At 43.1% G+C, this 17,011-nt stretch carries 13 protein-coding genes; 9 read left to right on the forward strand and 4 right to left on the reverse strand.

All coding sequences use genetic code 11. From position 1 onward, the window contains the following. Positions 1 to 175: 175 nt before the first annotated feature. From AK824_RS10655 to AK824_RS10680, 6 genes are all read left to right on the forward strand, one after another. Entirely contained in the window at positions 176 to 2,374 is a 2,199-nt protein-coding gene (locus AK824_RS10655) for a RelA/SpoT family protein (protein ID WP_057761397.1), read from the forward strand. 105 nt (positions 2,375 to 2,479) lie between these two features. Beyond that, positions 2,480 to 2,860, forward strand: a complete 381-nt coding sequence (locus AK824_RS10660) for a RidA family protein (RefSeq protein WP_057761400.1) — start codon at positions 2,480 to 2,482, stop codon at positions 2,858 to 2,860. A gap of 147 nt (positions 2,861 to 3,007) precedes the next feature. Then, positions 3,008 to 5,296 (forward strand): primosomal protein N', encoded by a 2,289-nt coding sequence (locus AK824_RS10665; protein ID WP_057761402.1) that lies wholly within the window; start codon positions 3,008 to 3,010, stop codon positions 5,294 to 5,296. A 217-nt stretch (positions 5,297 to 5,513) separates the two neighbouring features. Next, on the forward strand, positions 5,514 to 6,707 hold the full coding sequence (locus AK824_RS10670; protein ID WP_082624637.1) for a cation diffusion facilitator family transporter: 1,194 nt from the start codon (positions 5,514 to 5,516) through the stop codon (positions 6,705 to 6,707). Positions 6,708 to 7,014: 307 nt separating this feature from the next. Next, positions 7,015 to 7,719: a hypothetical protein gene (locus tag AK824_RS10675; protein WP_057761404.1), complete on the forward strand. Its 705-nt coding sequence runs from the start codon at positions 7,015 to 7,017 to the stop codon at positions 7,717 to 7,719. 90 nt (positions 7,720 to 7,809) lie between these two features. Beyond that, on the forward strand, positions 7,810 to 9,696 hold the full coding sequence (locus AK824_RS10680) for a monovalent cation:proton antiporter-2 (CPA2) family protein (RefSeq protein ID WP_057761405.1): 1,887 nt from the start codon (positions 7,810 to 7,812) through the stop codon (positions 9,694 to 9,696). A gap of 45 nt (positions 9,697 to 9,741) precedes the next feature. On the opposite strand, the gene AK824_RS10685 is transcribed toward AK824_RS10680, so the two are convergent. Next, the gene (locus tag AK824_RS10685) at positions 9,742 to 10,671 is read right to left on the reverse strand and encodes a DUF2628 domain-containing protein (RefSeq protein WP_057761407.1); all 930 of its coding nucleotides are present in this window, start codon (positions 10,669 to 10,671) and stop codon (positions 9,742 to 9,744) included. A 201-nt stretch (positions 10,672 to 10,872) separates the two neighbouring features. On the opposite strand from AK824_RS10685, the gene trmB reads away from it, so the two are divergent. The 3 genes from trmB (at position 10,873) to AK824_RS10700 (ending at position 14,954) form a co-directional block, all read left to right on the forward strand. After that, positions 10,873 to 11,712, forward strand: coding sequence for a tRNA (guanosine(46)-N7)-methyltransferase TrmB (gene trmB / locus AK824_RS10690; RefSeq protein WP_057761409.1), 840 nt, complete (start codon positions 10,873 to 10,875; stop codon positions 11,710 to 11,712). Between the two features lie 1,057 nt (positions 11,713 to 12,769). After that, on the forward strand, positions 12,770 to 13,822 hold the full coding sequence (recA, locus tag AK824_RS10695) for a recombinase RecA (protein WP_057761411.1): 1,053 nt from the start codon (positions 12,770 to 12,772) through the stop codon (positions 13,820 to 13,822). A 40-nt stretch (positions 13,823 to 13,862) separates the two neighbouring features. Further along, positions 13,863 to 14,954, forward strand: coding sequence for a regulatory protein RecX (locus tag AK824_RS10700; protein ID WP_057761413.1), 1,092 nt, complete (start codon positions 13,863 to 13,865; stop codon positions 14,952 to 14,954). Positions 14,955 to 15,148: 194 nt separating this feature from the next. Here the strand turns inward: AK824_RS10700 and AK824_RS10705 are convergent, their stop codons facing one another. The 3 genes from AK824_RS10705 to AK824_RS10715 all read right to left on the reverse strand — a co-directional run bounded on the left by AK824_RS10705 (position 15,149) and on the right by AK824_RS10715 (position 16,896). Beyond that, positions 15,149 to 15,862 (reverse strand): YidB family protein, encoded by a 714-nt coding sequence (locus AK824_RS10705; RefSeq protein ID WP_057761415.1) that lies wholly within the window; start codon positions 15,860 to 15,862, stop codon positions 15,149 to 15,151. Positions 15,863 to 16,103: 241 nt separating this feature from the next. Then, entirely contained in the window at positions 16,104 to 16,562 is a 459-nt protein-coding gene (locus AK824_RS10710) for a hypothetical protein (RefSeq protein WP_057761417.1), read from the reverse strand. A gap of 52 nt (positions 16,563 to 16,614) precedes the next feature. Further along, positions 16,615 to 16,896: an FAD assembly factor SdhE gene (locus AK824_RS10715; protein WP_057761419.1), complete on the reverse strand. Its 282-nt coding sequence runs from the start codon at positions 16,894 to 16,896 to the stop codon at positions 16,615 to 16,617. Positions 16,897 to 17,011 lie beyond the last annotated feature (115 nt).

Consider the following 17,011-nt stretch of genomic DNA (forward strand, 5'->3'; position numbering starts at 1 on the left):
GAGTGAAATTTTTTCATCGCCCACACGCTTATCAGTTGACATTGAAAGCGATTTGCGATTAATTAGAGAATGGCGTACTCATCCTTAAGTTTTGTATGGTAGGTCATTATTTAGCCTCCATTTGCTTCGGTAAGTGGCCCAACAAGTAGGTCATGGAAAATAGGATCATCATTTTATGAGTCAAACCCTACCCAAACTCAGTCATCACCTCGTCGATGATGCTCAATATAATTTACTACGTTCGGTAGGTTATCTCACTGCTGCTGAGCGCCGTGATATTGTTGATGCTTGTGAGTTCGGAGATATTGCGCACATTAAAGACAAGCGCAAATCAGGGGAACCTTATATCACGCATCCAATCGCTGTCGCTGAGATACTAGCGGGCTTTCGCTTAGATCGAGATACCATCATTGCAGCAATTTTGCATGATACGGTCGAAGACACCGAAGTCAGTGATGAGCAAATCAAGCAGCGTTATGGCGAAATTGTATCAAGACTGGTCGATGGTGTGACCAAGCTAAAGTCCTCTTCGCATAACAAGCAGCAGAATAAAGCAGCCACCTTTCATAAAATTCTGACCGCTACCCTCGCTGACCCGCGTGTACTCATTATCAAGCTTGCTGACCGTCTACATAATATGTCTACGCTTGATGCGGTACGGCCTGAGAAGCAGCGCACCACAGCTCAAGAAACCTTAGATTTTTATGTGCCATTTGCCCGATTAATGGGTCTGAATGATATTGCTGACTATATCGAAGTATTGTGTTATCGCAATTTAGACTCCGATATGTACAATAAACTGTCTGATAAACTGCTACAGCATGGGCTTGGACGAAACTTTCAAAGAGAGTCCATTCATCGTTATTTGAGTATCGTGCTAAATAACTTGGATCTCAATGGTCTGGTCAAGGTATTGGACAATCGCGTGGTCATATATCGTCAATTTTTCCGCAATCGCGGTGAGATTAATGCATTACTGCGCCATTATGCGTTTGAAATCGTCCTCGACAATATCGAAGCCTGCGACAAGCTGGCCTATTACTTAATCAAAAAATATCAGATTGATGATACCCATATTGCGGACAATATTCGTCGTCCGCTACCAGGTGGTAACCAATCCCTCACCCTCATCTATGAGCGTGACAATGACGTGGTAAAGGTCACTATATTGACTAAGCAAATGCAGAGCGCTGCAAGACTTGGTGTCATCGGGGCAGAACACGCGTCTGATGTTAGTCAGTCGGTTATCCAAGCGTCATTGCGCAACATGAAAGATTTAGTCGATGAAGATAATCTGAATGAAAACAGTCCTGATTTCTCAGCAGCAGTCTCTACCATCAATGAGCTGATGGATTATCTGCATTCTAGTAAAATCATTTGCTACAGTCCTCAAGGGCGTGCTTACGAGCTTCCTCAAGGGGCAACCGCTCTAGATTTTGCCTACGCGGTCGGGCCTATGATTGGTAACGTGGCCGTTGGTGCAAATATCGATGGTAAAGCTGCAAAGCTCGGCACCGTGGTAAAAAATGGACAGTCCGTTGAGATAGAAGTAAACAGTCACTCAGAACCAAAAGCTGAGTGGTTAGGATTTGTAGTGACTAACAAAGCCCGTGAAGAGATTTTACGTTGGTTTAAAGATTTATCTGTCGCTGATAAACAACACCATGGCAGGCAAGCCTTAGATCGTGCACTCCGAACGCATCAGAAAAGTTTTGATGACTTGACAGATGCAGACTGGAAAGACCTGACTGAATGGCGCGGTCTGACAGAAAAAGATGCGTTATTTGAACAAATAAGCTCAGGTACGCTACTTCCTCAATTAGTCGTGACACGTTTGTTTAGCGACGAACTAAGCGACCTACAGGCAAAAGTACATAGCGATGACATGACCCAACCGCAACAGCTAATTGCAAATGCTGCTGGCGTCGAGCTTGATTTTGCTAATTGCTGTCATCCGATATATGGCGACCCTATCGTAGGGCATTTATCACGTCATGGTTTGGTCGTCCATCGTCATAAGTGCTTCTCACTGGACGATATCCGAAAAGACAATCCTTATCAGGTGATCCAGTTACGTTGGCGCAATGACAATGCAGTCAAACAAGGCGACATCGGCGAGCATGACTTAAAAAACAGCGGTAAGATTCGTTTTCCTGCTTATTTAAAGCTCTCTATTGCGCTTAGTGACGAGCAAATCAGTGAAGTTATCTATCACTTACGCCAGCTCAACATGGGTGTGGAAACCGTTGATGTTCGCAATACTGACACAATCATTCATATCGTGGTACGTAGTCGCAACCACTTAGCACAGGGTATCCGTGAACTACGCTCGCTGCTAGGTTTCCCTAACATTATACGGTTATATCAATTATAATAAGCACATTTGCATCACTGCTATAGTCGTGATGCAAATAGCTAAAATAGAACTGCTATTCTAGTAGCAATGAATCACTCACATAAAATATAAAAGGGACACCCCATGACTCGTCAAACCATCCAAACTGATAAAGCACCTGCAGCGGTCGGCACTTATTCACAAGCTGTAAAAGTCGGCAATACTGTCTATATCTCAGGTCAGCTTGGTTTCGATCCTGACACGATGGAGCTAAGAGAAGGTTTTAAAGCACAGGCTGAGCAAGTATTTGAAAACATCAAAGCTATCTGTGAAGCCGCTGGTGGTAGTCTAAATGACGTGGTCAAATTCAATGTATCTTTAACTGACTTGAGTGATTTTGCTGTCTTGAACGAAGTGTTTGTCGCCAATCTAAGCGAGCCATATCCTGCCCGTGCTGCCGTCCAAGTAGCTGCTCTACCTAAAGGTGGTGTGGTAGAAATTGAGTCTATTCTTTATATCGAATAAGATGATATTTGATGCTTAGTATTAGGTGCTAATTTTAGCAACAGCCTATAAGTTATATCACCATAAGCTTAGCATCATGCTAAGCTTATTGGTCTCCGTTCTATTATTCTGATCTCATATTCACCTAATAAGACTGCGAAGCCATTTATGTTGGTACAAGTTGCTCTGCCCGTTCCCCTTTATCGGGTGTTTGACTATAGCTTACCAGCTGATATGCTTGCGTTGCCAGACAGTGCGATACCGCAAATTGGCAGCCGTGTTGAGGTTCCGTTTGGTCGTCAGACTCTGATTGGCATTGTGATTGCTCATATTTCACAAGACGATAGCAGCGTACCTGTTAATAAAATTAAACCTATTAATAAATGTCTAGATGCTGAGCCTATTTTGGACTCGGACATGCTCAAGCTTGCCTACTGGCTGTCGCGCTATTACCATTATCCACTTGGCGACGTGTTAGCAGTTATCCTGCCAAGCCTTGTCCGTCAAGGCAAACCATTAGACTTGCTGATTACCCATTGGCGAATTTTGCCTCATATCACTGATGATGATTTTCGAGCCAATGCTAAAAAACAAAAGCAGCAGTTCGACATGCTAAAGCTACATGGTCAGCACGGCGCAAGTGAAGATGTATTGCTACTAGAAGGGATGCAACGAGCATTTCTAAAGACGCTAGAAGATAAAGGGTTAGTCGAGCGCTATATTCAGCCAAAACAAGCACCTACTCCAGTCAGACTGGCAAAAATGCCACTTGATCTCAACGAGGAGCAGAGACTTGCTGTCGACGCTATTATTGCTGCACACGAATCCGATACTTATACTGGTTTTTTGCTCAACGGCATTACTGGTAGTGGTAAGACCGAAGTTTATCTGCAAGCGATGCAAGCCGTACTAGAGGCTGGCAAACAAGTCCTTATTTTAGTGCCAGAGATTGGTCTCACACCGCAAACGCGGGCAAGATTTGCCAGTCGGTTTGCCGCCCATATTGTGCTATTACACTCTGGCATGACTAACACTCATCGCTTACAAGGTTGGCAAGACTGCCGTACGGGTCATGCACAAATCGTGATCGGTACACGTTCAGCTGTGCTATACCCCTTTGCAGACTTAGGCCTGATTGTCGTTGATGAGGCGCATGATGGCTCGTATAAGCAACAAGACACATTGCGTTATCATGCCGCTGATGTCGCTCTCTATCGAGGTTTGCAGTACAAAATCCCAGTGATACTTGGTACTGCTACACCTTCCCTTGAGCATTTAAAACTGGTCGATGATGGCAAACTGGCAGAATACCAACTGCTTACTCGTCCGGGCAATGCCAAACCTGCAACTATGCAACTGATCGATGCTCGCTTGCAAAGCACCCATCAACAAGCACAAGATGACGGTGCGCGCTATGATACAGGGCTGACGGACGCCATGATCGGGGCGATACGGCAAACGCTAGAAGCTGGTGATCAAGTACTAATATTTTTGAATCGTCGTGGCTATGCGCCTGTTCTCTTATGCGAGGCTTGTGGCTGGCAAGCGGATTGTCCGCGCTGTGACGCGCACCTGACCGTTCACTATAATAGCCAAGCTCAGCGAAACAGTTATTCAAACAACTCTTATTTGAAATGCCATCATTGCGATTGGCAAGCCTATATCCCTACCGTATGCCCTGATTGTGGCAGTCAAAACCTAGATGCCAAAGGTATGGGAACGACAAGGCTCAGCGAAAATCTACACGCAATCTTTGCTAACCCCCAAACTAGCAAAGAGCTCTATCCGATTATTCAGATAGACCGTGATACCACAAGACGCAAAGACAGCTGGGAAAATATTTACGAGCAAATTAATAAAGGCAACCCTGCCATATTGGTCGGAACACAGATGGTTGCCAAAGGTCATCACTTCCCCAATGTCACGCTGGTTTGCTTACCCAATGCCGATCGCGGATTTTTATCAGCAGACTTTCGCTCACCAGAGCATACCGCACAGCTCATGATTCAGGTGGCAGGCCGTGCTGGTCGAGGTGACAAAGCTGGTCGCGTATTGATCCAAACGTTGCAACCTGATAACGAGTTACTATTAAAACTGGTCAAAGACGGCTACTTGTCATTTGCACGCGAGCTACTGCAAGAGCGTCAAATGATGGGTTTGCCTCCTCATCGACATGCGGCATTGATACGCTGCGAAGGCAAAACATTGGCAGCCACCACTCAAGCGCTCAAAGATGCTATTGCGCATTTGCCGAATGCTCATAACCTCGCTGTTCTCGGTCCTATTGATGCGCCCATGAGTAAAAAGAACAGCCGCTACCATACACAGCTTTTGCTACTGGCTAAAGACCGTCGTCAATTGCACCATGTGTTAGGACAGTGGTGGCAGCCAGTGCTCGCTCTACCAAGCGCTAAGTACCTTAAGCTCACTTTGGATATTGATCCTGTCGGTTGGTAGTTCTCACGCAGCTCTCAACAAATGGGCGCATATCTTTCTACTCATCTCCTCATCATGTTTACTTCGTCGTTACAGCTTCTCATGCTTGGCTATGTTAAATTTATAACCATCAAATGATATGCGGCAAAGGCTTTACGCCTACTCTACCCATAGCAAACGTCACTTGTCAGTAAGCATCATCTATCGAACGCAACTATCAGCGAATTTGAGTATTATTATGAATCCAAATAATCCAAACTCTGACGAGCACAATCATAGCCAGCAGCATGATAATACGGATGTGCCTAAGTACGTTCGCGAAGATGAAGAAAATAACTACACTCAGGAAAACCAAGGCCATCACGATCATGATGAGCATCTAGAACAGACAACTACAGCACGAGATACCAAGGGCTATCAGCGTACCTTGCTGTTCAGCTTTATTATCATTACTGGTTACATGTTTATCGAAGCCATTGGTGGCTGGCTTACCGGTAGTTTAGCCTTACTGTCCGATGCAGGACATATGTTAAGCGATGCGATAGCGCTTGGCGCCACTTTGGTCGCATTTAAAATCGGCGAAAAAGCGGCCACTCACCAGAAAACCTTCGGATACAAGCGTTTTGAGATATTAGTCGCTACGGTAAATGGCGCGACACTTGTCATAATTGCTTTGATGATTTTTTATGAAGCGATCAAACGCTTTAACTCACCGCCAGAAATTGCGACCCAAGGCATGCTTATCGTAGCCACTATCGGTATGCTGATCAATATTTTGGTCGCTTGGCTAATGCACCGAGGTAGTCAAGGTGGCGAGTCACACGGCCATAATCCTAGTCATAGTCATGGTACGGATGATGCCAAGGTCGCAGAGCAGAAACCTAATAATGAAGAACCAGTTAACCTCAATATGCAAAGCGCTTATTTACATGTATTGAGCGATTTATTAGGGTCAGTAGCTGCAATTGTCGCTGCGCTACTCATGATGGGGTTTGGTTGGGTATGGGCAGATGCAGTGGCATCAGTAATCGTTGCCGTACTTATTTTAATCAGCGGCTACCGCGTCGTACGTGATTCTGTGCATATATTGATGGAAGGAACGCCCGCCAATATATCGCTAGTCGATGTGGAGCAAAAATTACTCGAAGACGCTCAAGTACAAAAAGTACATGACCTACATGTTTGGAGTATTACTAGCGGTCTCAATGCACTCTCTTGTCACGTGGTGGTCGATGGTGAGATGAGTATCCATGAGTCAAATATTCTGATTGCCAGTCTCGAGCAAAGACTGCTAGAGCTTGGTATTCACCATGCTACTATTCAGGTCGAAAGCTCGTCTCATCCGCAGAATATCTCACATAGCGATGCATTGGTCTGTGATATTTCGGGACAGCTACCTGATGGTGATAGTCATATTGGTCATAACCATTGACGATACATTTTCAGCTCAATGATTGAATAAAGAGGTCAGCAAGTCGAATTATAACTTAGCAAATACAAGTATAGGCATTTGATACTGGCTCATACTAAAAGTTACATAGAATTAGAACTAGAATCTAGATCACATTAAAGCAGTCATGATTTGCGACAAACTTTTGCTTTATTCAATTCAAAAAACTCAAGTCCAAATCGGCTTATGTGGTTATAATAACTATTATAAAGTTTTGTTTAGCACCCCAGTTAATTTTTATAATCATACTTTTTGGTATTTTCACTCTATCTATTGATGATACAACACTATGTCTAGACGCTCAGCACCCTTTGTCGCCCCAGACTATATCGATGATCCTGCATCAAAAGATGGCAAAAAACACGCCAAAGTTTTGTTATCAACGCTGCAAGAAGACATTGCAAACTTTCGTAATGAACAGTTTCCACCTGATATTTTGCGCCAAATTCGTGATATGCCTATTTATGAAGGCAACTTAGCCGAAGTCCAAACCTATCAGCAACGTTGGCAAAATCTGCTTGAGCGTGCAAAGGATTTTTATCCAGCGGCCAATATGCCACCTGATTACTTGCCACTTCCTGCCAGCCTTGAGATACCGCAATTCATCTATCACGTTCAGCGTCTACATTTAACTAAGACACGCGCTAAAGAATCTAAAAGCTTTGGATCAGTAGGCGCCCTGACTGATAAATGTGGTCAATATACGGATGATGAAATTAAGCGCATGACAGCGGTGCTAGATAACGACGAGGAAGCGCGACTGGTAGCGCATCGTGAATTTATCGATCTGCGTGCTTATGTTTTTTGTCGCGACAGTAAGGGCGAGATGCTAGAGCCTGAGCGAGTACGGTTTTATCGTACTGGTCTGATTGTACATGCCCTGCCTGACTTTAAGATTGTCGATAGTCGCCAGACACCGCGTAAACGCCGCAACGATGCTTATAATAATCCGCTTGCAGACAATGGTGTGTGGAAAATTTATCGCAAAAAATAACAGATATTAGCGCGATATCGTTTTAGCCATACTGATTTTAGTCACGTCCATTTTATATTGTGTATTTTATTCAAATTTTAAGGAGCCCAGATGTTTGCTGCCGCCGCCGGCTCACCAAATCTCATGTTGCAAGCCACTATATTTTTGGGAGCAGCATTGCTCTTTGTCCCTCTTGGTAAACGCTTCGGCATTGCAACAGTTTTAGGCTATCTCATCACTGGACTCATATTAGGCCCAAGTGGCTTGGATGTGGCAGGCGACGCTGAAAGTCTATTGCACTTTTCAGAGTTTGGCGTGGTCATGCTGCTGTTTATTATCGGGCTTGAGCTCCAGCCTTCGCGGCTCTGGGCATTGCGCCGCTCTATATTTGTATTGGGCGGTTTGCAGGTCGGTTTGACTGGTACGCTACTGATGTGGCTCCTACATCAGTTTTTCTCCTTACAACTAGATACCGCCTTTATCGTTGGTTTTGGTTTAGCCCTGTCTTCTACTGCATTTGTACTACAGATACTGACTGAAAAACAGCAGCTTTCGAGCACGCACGGTCGAGAAGCCTTCACTATCTTACTATTCCAAGATATCGCGGTCATTCCATTGTTAGCAGTCATTCCCTTTTTATCAGGGGTGCGTGAGCAAAGCTACGATTTGATTTATTTTGGTAAGGTATTTGCTGTCTTTGCTGGTCTGATTTTTGCCAGCCGTTATGTGGTTCGACCCTTCTTTAAATTTGTGGCTTCAAGTGGTGCATCGGAACTACTGACAGCGGTCGCGCTATTTATCGTGATGGGCGTATCTATCTTGATGGGTCAAATCGGGCTATCAATGGCATTGGGTGCATTTTTGACAGGTGTATTGCTCGCTGATTCCGAATATCGTCATGAACTAGAGGCCAGTATCGAACCTTTTAAAGGGTTGCTATTAGGTCTGTTCTTTATGTCGGTCGGTATGCTTACCGATGTCAAACTCATTTTGGCAGAGCCCATCTTTATTATTGGCTGTGCGCTCGCATTGATGTTCATCAAGTTTGCAGTGATTGCAGGTATTGCCAAAGTATCGGGCAATCGCTGGCCGACCAGTATCAGATTGGGTGTGACCCTAGCCCAAGGTGGTGAGTTTGCCTTTGTCCTATTCAGTGTTGCCACAGCCCAAAACGTCTTACGTCCCGAGCTTGCTAATACTCTTAACCTAGTCGTTACCATCTCGATGGCGCTAACACCTCTGGCATTCTTATTGTTAGAAAAAGTGGGTGAACCGTTATTTGCCAAGAGCAAACCGAGTCGCGAATACGATACCATTCCCGATCATGAGCATCAGGTCATTATTGCAGGCTTTGGCCGCGTTGGTCAGATTATTGGCCGTGTACTACGCATGCATAATATCGAATTTACCGCCATTGAACGCTCTGCAAACCGAGTAGATTTTGTAAGAAAATTCGGTAACCAAGTCTATTATGGCGATCCGAAAAACCCTGAGATTTTACGAGCAGCAGGTATTCAGAAAGCGCGAGTGTTTATTCTTGCCATCGACGATTTAGAACGTTCTATCACCACCGCTCAGTATCTTCGTAAGAATTATCCTGAACTGATTGTATTGGCAAGAGCGCGCGATCGTCAGCACTATTATCGCTTGCGTGAAGTTGGCGTACGTCATATTTGGCGTGAGACTTATTTGTCGTCTTTGGATATGTCACGCGAATCACTACAATTATTAGGTATTTCTCCAGAAAAAGCGCGAGAAACAGTAAAAACATTCCGTGATTATGATGATGACTTGATCGAACGCCAACAAGCTATCTACGATGATGAAGCTAGCATGATTGAGTCCGCGCAATCATCAATGGCTGAGCTTGAAAGCTTGTTTGACGAAGATATTGGTAAAGCACGTAAAATGGATTTGACCGACTTTTATGAAGCGTTAAAGAGCCAAGCAACACCAGTTGAGGAAAAAGATGATACTGCAACGGACTCTAAGCATTAGCTCTCAATACTAGCAACATCTACAAATACTCGTAAAATACAGCCCCTAATCAGCTATGCAGTTTTTAGGGACTTGTTTTTTATTCAGTGAGCTGGTGCAATCCCAGTTATCACTGTCTGGTATATGATAAAAGACCAGCGTCTGCTCGTTTAAGTAGCGTATCGGAAACGTCACGTTCTGAATCGTTGCCACTACCGCACAGTCGGTTTCTGTTACGCCAGCAACTTGAGTATCGACATGCATGTGTATTTGCTGCTGCTCGGTACTCAGAGGCAGATTTACTGGGCACTGCCCTGTCTGCTGATAAATCAACGCCACTCGGTTTTGGGCATTCTTTGCAATATCATAAGCATCAAACAACACTTCGTTTGCTTTTGGCTTGGCAATAATCGGTAAGAACTGCACCTTAATCACCAATAGCGAAAACGCAAAAAAACCAAATCCTAATGCCAGTCCGAACAAGCTAACACCACCTTCTCTTTGCAAATGCGCCTTCTGTGCGGCCTCATCTCGCGGATGGTCATTTATCGCATCAGCGATCTCACGCCTTGCCATACGGTAGTAATACGCATCTGTCCAGCGTGCCACCATAAACGACCAAAATAGCCAAATAACGGCAGCAATGCCGATACGTGTTGCCATCTGATAGGCATCTGGCACATAGGACATCGCTACAAACTCAAAGGCGACTAGCACCAGCGCGACATTAAGCTGGATAAAAGACCACCCTGCGACACTATAGACGATCGCATCCATATAGCGCTTGCGATATAGCAGCCAAGGAAAAGTGATAAAAAAAGCAGCCCAATGCCATTTTGGCGACAGATAACCTTGCTGATCAAACTGCTCAAAACGTTTAAGGTAATAACGCTGGGTACGATTACCGATGAACCACTTGTCTAACTGCTTACGTTTAGCAGGTGTTAACGACTCTTGATAAAATGGTGGCGGTGAATCTGTCTCGATAAATAACATGGCAACACGCTCTACTTGCTGACTCTTAGAAAAAGCATTTGAAACATACCATTATATGATAACGCTAAAACCCGTATGTAACATAGAGAAACCACAGCACCGACCTGTAAATACGCGAAACTAGGATTGTCCGTTCACAGTTGTATGGATTTGACTTATAATAAGCAAACATCACCCACCTAATTAAGCCTTACGAATCCTATGAGTCAACATTCTGATATCAATGACAACGTCAATAGTACTGATACTACTGATGAGCAAACCCTTAATAGCACAAGCGAGCCTATCGATATCGATAACAGCACCAACCATGAGATAGAACCGACCTCTGACAAGCATATTCGCATCGTCAATACGTTTATGAAGCGCCGTACGCACATGAACAAAAACGCTGAGCTTGCACTAACTGCTCCAGAATTTTCTGAGTATTTGGTCAATAACAGTTTTGGTGATGGCGACCTTACCGGTATTGACAACCTACGTACGTTGTTCGCTGATAGCCCTAACGGTCCAGATGCACCGCTTACGGTAGAGATTGGTTTTGGCTTGGGTGATTCGTTTATTGAAATGGCGGCTGCTGAACCTACTCGTAACTTTGTCGGTGTAGAAGTGCATGAGCCTGGTATCGGTAAATGTGCTTATATGGCTGGCACCCAAGATTTGAGCAACGTAAAAATCATCAACGGTGATGCCATTCAATTGCTCAAGCAGCTACCAGAAAACCATATCGACCGTATTCAGCTATACTTCCCTGATCCATGGCAAAAGAAGCGTCACTATAAGCGTCGTTTTGTCAGTCCTGAACGTATGACCATCGTTACGCGCAGCTTAAAGCAAGGCGGCTGGTTCCATACAGCAACTGACTGGGAGCATTATGCATTTTGGATGGTTGAAGTATTGGATGGTTTCGCTGGACTAACCAACAAAGCAGGTACAGGTAATTTCACTGAGCGTCCTGACTTTCGTCCAATGACTAAGTTTGAACGTCGTGGCCTCGACCGTGGGCATGGTGTTTGGGATTTGATCTATATCAAAGACTGATTAATACAGCTTTACTTTTAAGTGTTTTGACAAAGCGGCTATCTGATGTAGCCGCTTTTTTATGGCCCTTTATAGGCTGTAAAAAATAACTCTAAAAATACTAGACATCCTATGCATAACTATGTCTGCTAATATCTTAGTTACATATATTGAGTCATACTCCTGACTTTTAATACCTATAGTATGATTATGCATAAAAAAGATAAATTTATAATTTGTGAAACATAGCGCTCATAGCGTTGTTTGTAGACAAAATTGCTTCTATAAAGTGATTAAAAACGAGATATAGAATCCGTTCCTCATACTAATAATCTACGTAAACTTATGTATTATAAGGCTTTACAGAGTTCTCCCCATAAGCTGTGGATAACCCTGTGTATAAGTCACCACTTGACAAGTTTATAGCTAAGCAACTTAAAGGATAAGGTAAAATCGTTCATTTTTTGTACAATTTATAAAATGTTTAAAATCAATATCTTATATTAAATTCGTACGCATAAAAAATTATTTTAAATAATTTCTAAAATAATTTAATTCTTCATAATGTTTCACAATTAGCGAAAATAAGCCTTTTATTTGTTGTGGACAACTCCTAAATCTATTGACAAGCATAGTCATTATCAGGTTCAAAACAACAGCGACCTATCGCATCATTTCTATAAGTTTTCAGCGTCATACCATACGACAGATAGTGTCGTCTAGTATCCCTCAACGCTCATTATAGTGCTTTGCTTTTGTTATAATTACCTTATCAAATCAACAGCGTTAAGAAGTTGAGTCGAGTAATTACCACGCCAAGTCTGACTTAATAACAACGATAACGACAGTATAGTACGGACTTATTTTTGCTTCTCTCGCTATTTAATTTTACTGTATAGTAGAAAGATACATTCGATACTACTACCTATACCAGTCACGTGACAACCTATTTTTCGATAAAACAGCCAAACAATCATTGCCGACTTCATAACAGTCAGTATGCGTTTGCCAAAAGTTTTAACCGTACCAATATTTTATTTATAGCATCAACTTAACTACCGAAAACAAGGAATCCAATATGGACGACAATAAAGCCAAAGCCCTCAAAGCGGCATTAGGTCAAATCGAAAAGCAATTTGGTAAAAACACCATCATGCATCTAGGCGATGACTCAGCCATCCTTGACGCCGATGTGGTCTCTACAGGCTCTCTAGGATTAGACATTGCGCTTGGCATTGGTGGTCTACCAAAAGGGCGTATCGTTGAAATTTACGGTCCAGAAAGCTCAGGTAAGACGACGATGACCCTGCAAGCTATTGCAGAATGTCAAAAGCAAGGCGGCACTTGTGCCTTTATCGATGCTGAGCATGCGCTTGACCCTGTTTATGCGCGCAAGCTTGGGGTAAACACTGATGATTTATTGCTTTCTCAGCCTGACAATGGCGAGCAAGCACTTGAAATTACCGATATGTTGGTACGCTCAGGCGCAATCGACATGATCGTGATTGACTCAGTAGCCGCCTTGACGCCACGTGCCGAGATTGAAGGTGAAATGGGCGACTCGCACATGGGTCTGCAAGCACGTCTGATGAGTCAAGCCCTACGTAAAATCACTGGTAACGCCAAACGCTCTAACTGTATGGTGGTATTTATTAACCAAATTCGTATGAAAATTGGTGTTATGTTCGGTAGCCCTGAGACTACGACTGGTGGTAACGCGCTGAAATTCTACGCCTCTGTACGTATGGATATCCGCCGTATTGGTGCGGTCAAAAACGGTGATGAAATCATCGGTAACCAGACCCGTGTCAAAGTCATTAAAAATAAAATGGCACCACCTTTCCGCCAAGCTGAGTTTGAAATTACTTACGGTGAAGGTACTAACCACTTAGCCGAAGTCATTGACTTAGGTGTAGAGATTGGAGCGGTTGGTAAAGCAGGATCTTGGTACAGCTATGGCGACGAAAAAATCGGTCAAGGTAAAGCCAACTCTGTGCTTTTCTTAAAAGAGAACCCTGCCATTGCTCAAGAAATCGAAGACAAGATTCGTGACGAAAAGCTTGGTACAAAGAAAAACAGCAAAGCCGACGAAACTGAAGAAGCAGAACAGGCTTCTGAACCTGTACAATAATGGTTTAGCGATTAACCGTTGTCAGTTACTATGATTTATTATGAAAATTAAAACCTTAGCTGAAATTCTAGCTGAGTCGGGTGCCGACTCAGCTAGTTCTATTGATAGCAAACCAAAAAAACCGTCCAAGAATTCTCATACGAAAGAGTCTAAAAAACCAGAGAAATCCAGTAAACGGACTACCCGTTCAAATAAAGGTGATTCAGTCAAGAATGATGCTACTATTGATACAGCGTTTTTCGAAGACTCCTCTCCTAAATCAAAGAAGACTTCTAAATCTAAAAAACGTAAAAAGCGTTTCCACCCAGCGGCTAATTTTACCGCTGAGCCTAGTGACACCCCTACATATCAACCACCCGAAGCGCAAACCATCCAAGAGATGCTGGCAGAAGTCAAACTCGACATTCAGAATGACGAAGTTGACAACAGCTTAGCAACAGATAATGGTCGTAGCACTGAGCCGCTACCCAAAAACTCAGAACATGAAGCTGAGCTTTTTTCTATCAATGATAGTGAAACAGACAGCCAAAACGATAATATACCAGCCGCGCTCAAAGCCTACTTACGAACCCCTGAACAAAAACAAGCAGAAATCGATGTGATTAAAGCAGAAAGTCGATTGCGTTGGCTCGCATTTTATTATTTATCACGCCGTGAATACGGTAAGGCTGAGCTAAAGCAAAAGCTGATCGACAAAGAGCAAGACCCAGAAAAAATTGACGCACTGCTCGATGAGTTTGAAGAAAAAGGGTATCAGAGTGATTATCGCACTACCCTAATGCTGATACGTGAGAACATTCGCAAAGGCCGCGGACGTGGTCGGATCAAACAAGAATTCTATCGTAAGAAGATTGCTATGCCAGGTAACATCGATGAGCTAATCGATATGGCAAATACTGAGTCTGATGAATTTAGTGAGTTTGTAGATGATGATGCAGATAACCTAGTCGATGGTGTAGATTGGCTGAAACTGGCTGTGATAGCACGTACCAAAAAGTACGGTAATGACATACCAGTTGAGCAAAAGGAAAAAGCCAAGCAGCTACGATTTTTGCAGTATAGAGGGTTTAATACCGATATCTGCTTTGCCGCACTTAACCATACCACAGAGACCCTAGACGAGCGATTTTAAGGGCTTACTATCGCTATCACTGTCCCTACCAAACGGTATTCATCGACAGTCATACTGTTGTGATAGACATAAAAAAGAGCACGTTATATAACGTGCTCTTTAATCAATGCTGCCAGAATCAGTACTGCCAGTCATTTCAATTGATGCGGCTTTAAAGTATACAATTAGAAGTCTTCAAATTCTAAGCTGCCAAACTACTTAAAATTACCAAGACGACTAGATAGCTGGCTAATGATTTGATCTATCTCTTCATTGGCCTCAGACTCATTATCCAGATTGCCATTAGGCGTTAGCTGATTCATTACTTCAGGCAACAGCTCAGCGAGTCCCTGTCTTACCTCAGTTTCATTAGCACCAGTATGAGCGGCCACTTGCTGAATTTCATTTTCATCAAATAAGCGGTTAATTTCGTTTGGATCCAAATTATCATTTGCTTCGTTATTACTCATCCAAGAGCGTGCTTGACCTTCATAGCCCATACCAGTGATTTTTGACAATGCACCGCTCAAACCACCATTACGTTTGATCCAACTAAGTACCATAGGCATCAATGCAGCAACGAGCATACCTTTACCACCAAACCCACTATTAGTTCGCTGACCGCCTAATACGCTACCTAAAATATCACCTAGTCCACCAGCACCTGAACTCATACCGCCGCGCTGACTACCGCCCGTGAGACCACCAATGATGTCATCTAAGCCAAAACCATTATCTGCTTGACGGCTATTTTGTTGAGGGCTATAACCACCTGCCTGACTGCCACCGCCCAGTACACTACCTAAAATATTACCTAGTCCACCAGTCTGCCGTGTTTCAGTACGTTGGTTAACTGGATTGCGCTGAGCGTCGTCTGGATTCATTGCACTACGTGCCACTTGGCTCACTAAATTCCCTAATAAGCTCATTATCTATTCCTCTTTTTATCGTATTGTTTAGTACAAAAATACTGCTAAAACTTATGAAATATCATATCTGCATATATGTTCTTTAATAACGGGACAGCAAAATTACGAGTTTTATTTTCTATTTTTAATATAACAGATTTTAATATAACAAACCTCTTTGTCCTTTGAGATAGCTATTTTGTTATGACGTGTAGAGATTTTTCATCGTAAAAGGAAAAAATTAAGCTCCATAATTACTCAGTTATCTAGCATTACCCTTACTGGTATTGGCTAAAATATTTAATTGTCGCCATTGCTCGTGATTTACTTGGTCGCGGAATATAGTGGTCGAAAACGATCTTTGATAAGGCTCAACGATATTGAACTCGATACTCATCACCCATTGGTAACGATTAATATCGACTAACTCTGCTTGCCATAACTCATCGCCGCGTCCCGTTCGTATCAGTAATTGCCATTCTTTATCGACACGCTGACTGAGCGATGGCTGACTAATATGTAATAAGATTGGTCTCGATATAATCAGATAACTTGCAACTGCTGCCGAGACTATTAAGATCAGTAAATACTGCCACAAAGCCAAAGATGCAAACCATGCCAATATCATCATAACGCCAGTCAAAGCTACATATAGCAGCGCGCGTAAATAACTGGCAGGCGTGATAACTGTATCAGTACGTAGCGAGGTTACTGGCGTCATATAAGCGTACCATGGGAAACGTTAGGTATTGTGCCGACCCATTCCTTAAGAGCTAAACCAAGTCTTTGGTATGGCGCCATGTTTTTATCTTATTGACCAATGCCCAGATATCATCCTCTTCTGGACGATTTTGATTGGTAAAGTAATCAAGCAAGTCTGGGTCTTCATGAGTCAGCATTTCTGCAAATGTTGCTTGTTCAGTAGCATCTGCTGTCAGATACAGCTCTTTGACGTAAGGATCAATATAAAAATCCAATTCTTTTAATCCGCGGCGAGCTTGATAAATAATACGGCGCTGCTCATTGGTTGGTTCTGGCTGAGTGGTACTAGTCATAAATTTACTCTTATTAATTGAGATGGTTTTATTGGTTTAAATAGTTTAGAAAAAAATATCAGGCATAGCGTATAGAACATTTATAGTCTTGAAATCTCACTATGCATCTGGACAT

The sequence above is a fragment of the Psychrobacter sp. P11G3 genome, from assembly GCF_001435845.1.
In the GTDB taxonomy this organism is placed as follows: domain Bacteria; phylum Pseudomonadota; class Gammaproteobacteria; order Pseudomonadales; family Moraxellaceae; genus Psychrobacter.

Coding starts and splice junctions, on each gene's coding strand:
- recA (WP_057761411.1), top strand. CDS start 12,770: ATGGACGACAATAAAGCCAAAGCCCTCAAAGCGGCATTAGGTCAAATC.
- AK824_RS10710 (WP_057761417.1), bottom strand. CDS start 16,562: ATGACGCCAGTAACCTCGCTACGTACTGATACAGTTATCACGCCTGCC.
- AK824_RS10715 (WP_057761419.1), bottom strand. CDS start 16,896: ATGACTAGTACCACTCAGCCAGAACCAACCAATGAGCAGCGCCGTATT.
- AK824_RS10675 (WP_057761404.1), top strand. CDS start 7,015: ATGTCTAGACGCTCAGCACCCTTTGTCGCCCCAGACTATATCGATGAT.
- AK824_RS10680 (WP_057761405.1), top strand. CDS start 7,810: ATGTTTGCTGCCGCCGCCGGCTCACCAAATCTCATGTTGCAAGCCACT.
- AK824_RS10700 (WP_057761413.1), top strand. CDS start 13,863: ATGAAAATTAAAACCTTAGCTGAAATTCTAGCTGAGTCGGGTGCCGAC.
- AK824_RS10660 (WP_057761400.1), top strand. CDS start 2,480: ATGACTCGTCAAACCATCCAAACTGATAAAGCACCTGCAGCGGTCGGC.
- trmB (WP_057761409.1), top strand. CDS start 10,873: ATGAGTCAACATTCTGATATCAATGACAACGTCAATAGTACTGATACT.
- AK824_RS10685 (WP_057761407.1), bottom strand. CDS start 10,671: ATGTTATTTATCGAGACAGATTCACCGCCACCATTTTATCAAGAGTCG.
- AK824_RS10665 (WP_057761402.1), top strand. CDS start 3,008: ATGTTGGTACAAGTTGCTCTGCCCGTTCCCCTTTATCGGGTGTTTGAC.
- AK824_RS10670 (WP_082624637.1), top strand. CDS start 5,514: ATGAATCCAAATAATCCAAACTCTGACGAGCACAATCATAGCCAGCAG.
- AK824_RS10655 (WP_057761397.1), top strand. CDS start 176: ATGAGTCAAACCCTACCCAAACTCAGTCATCACCTCGTCGATGATGCT.
- AK824_RS10705 (WP_057761415.1), bottom strand. CDS start 15,862: ATGAGCTTATTAGGGAATTTAGTGAGCCAAGTGGCACGTAGTGCAATG.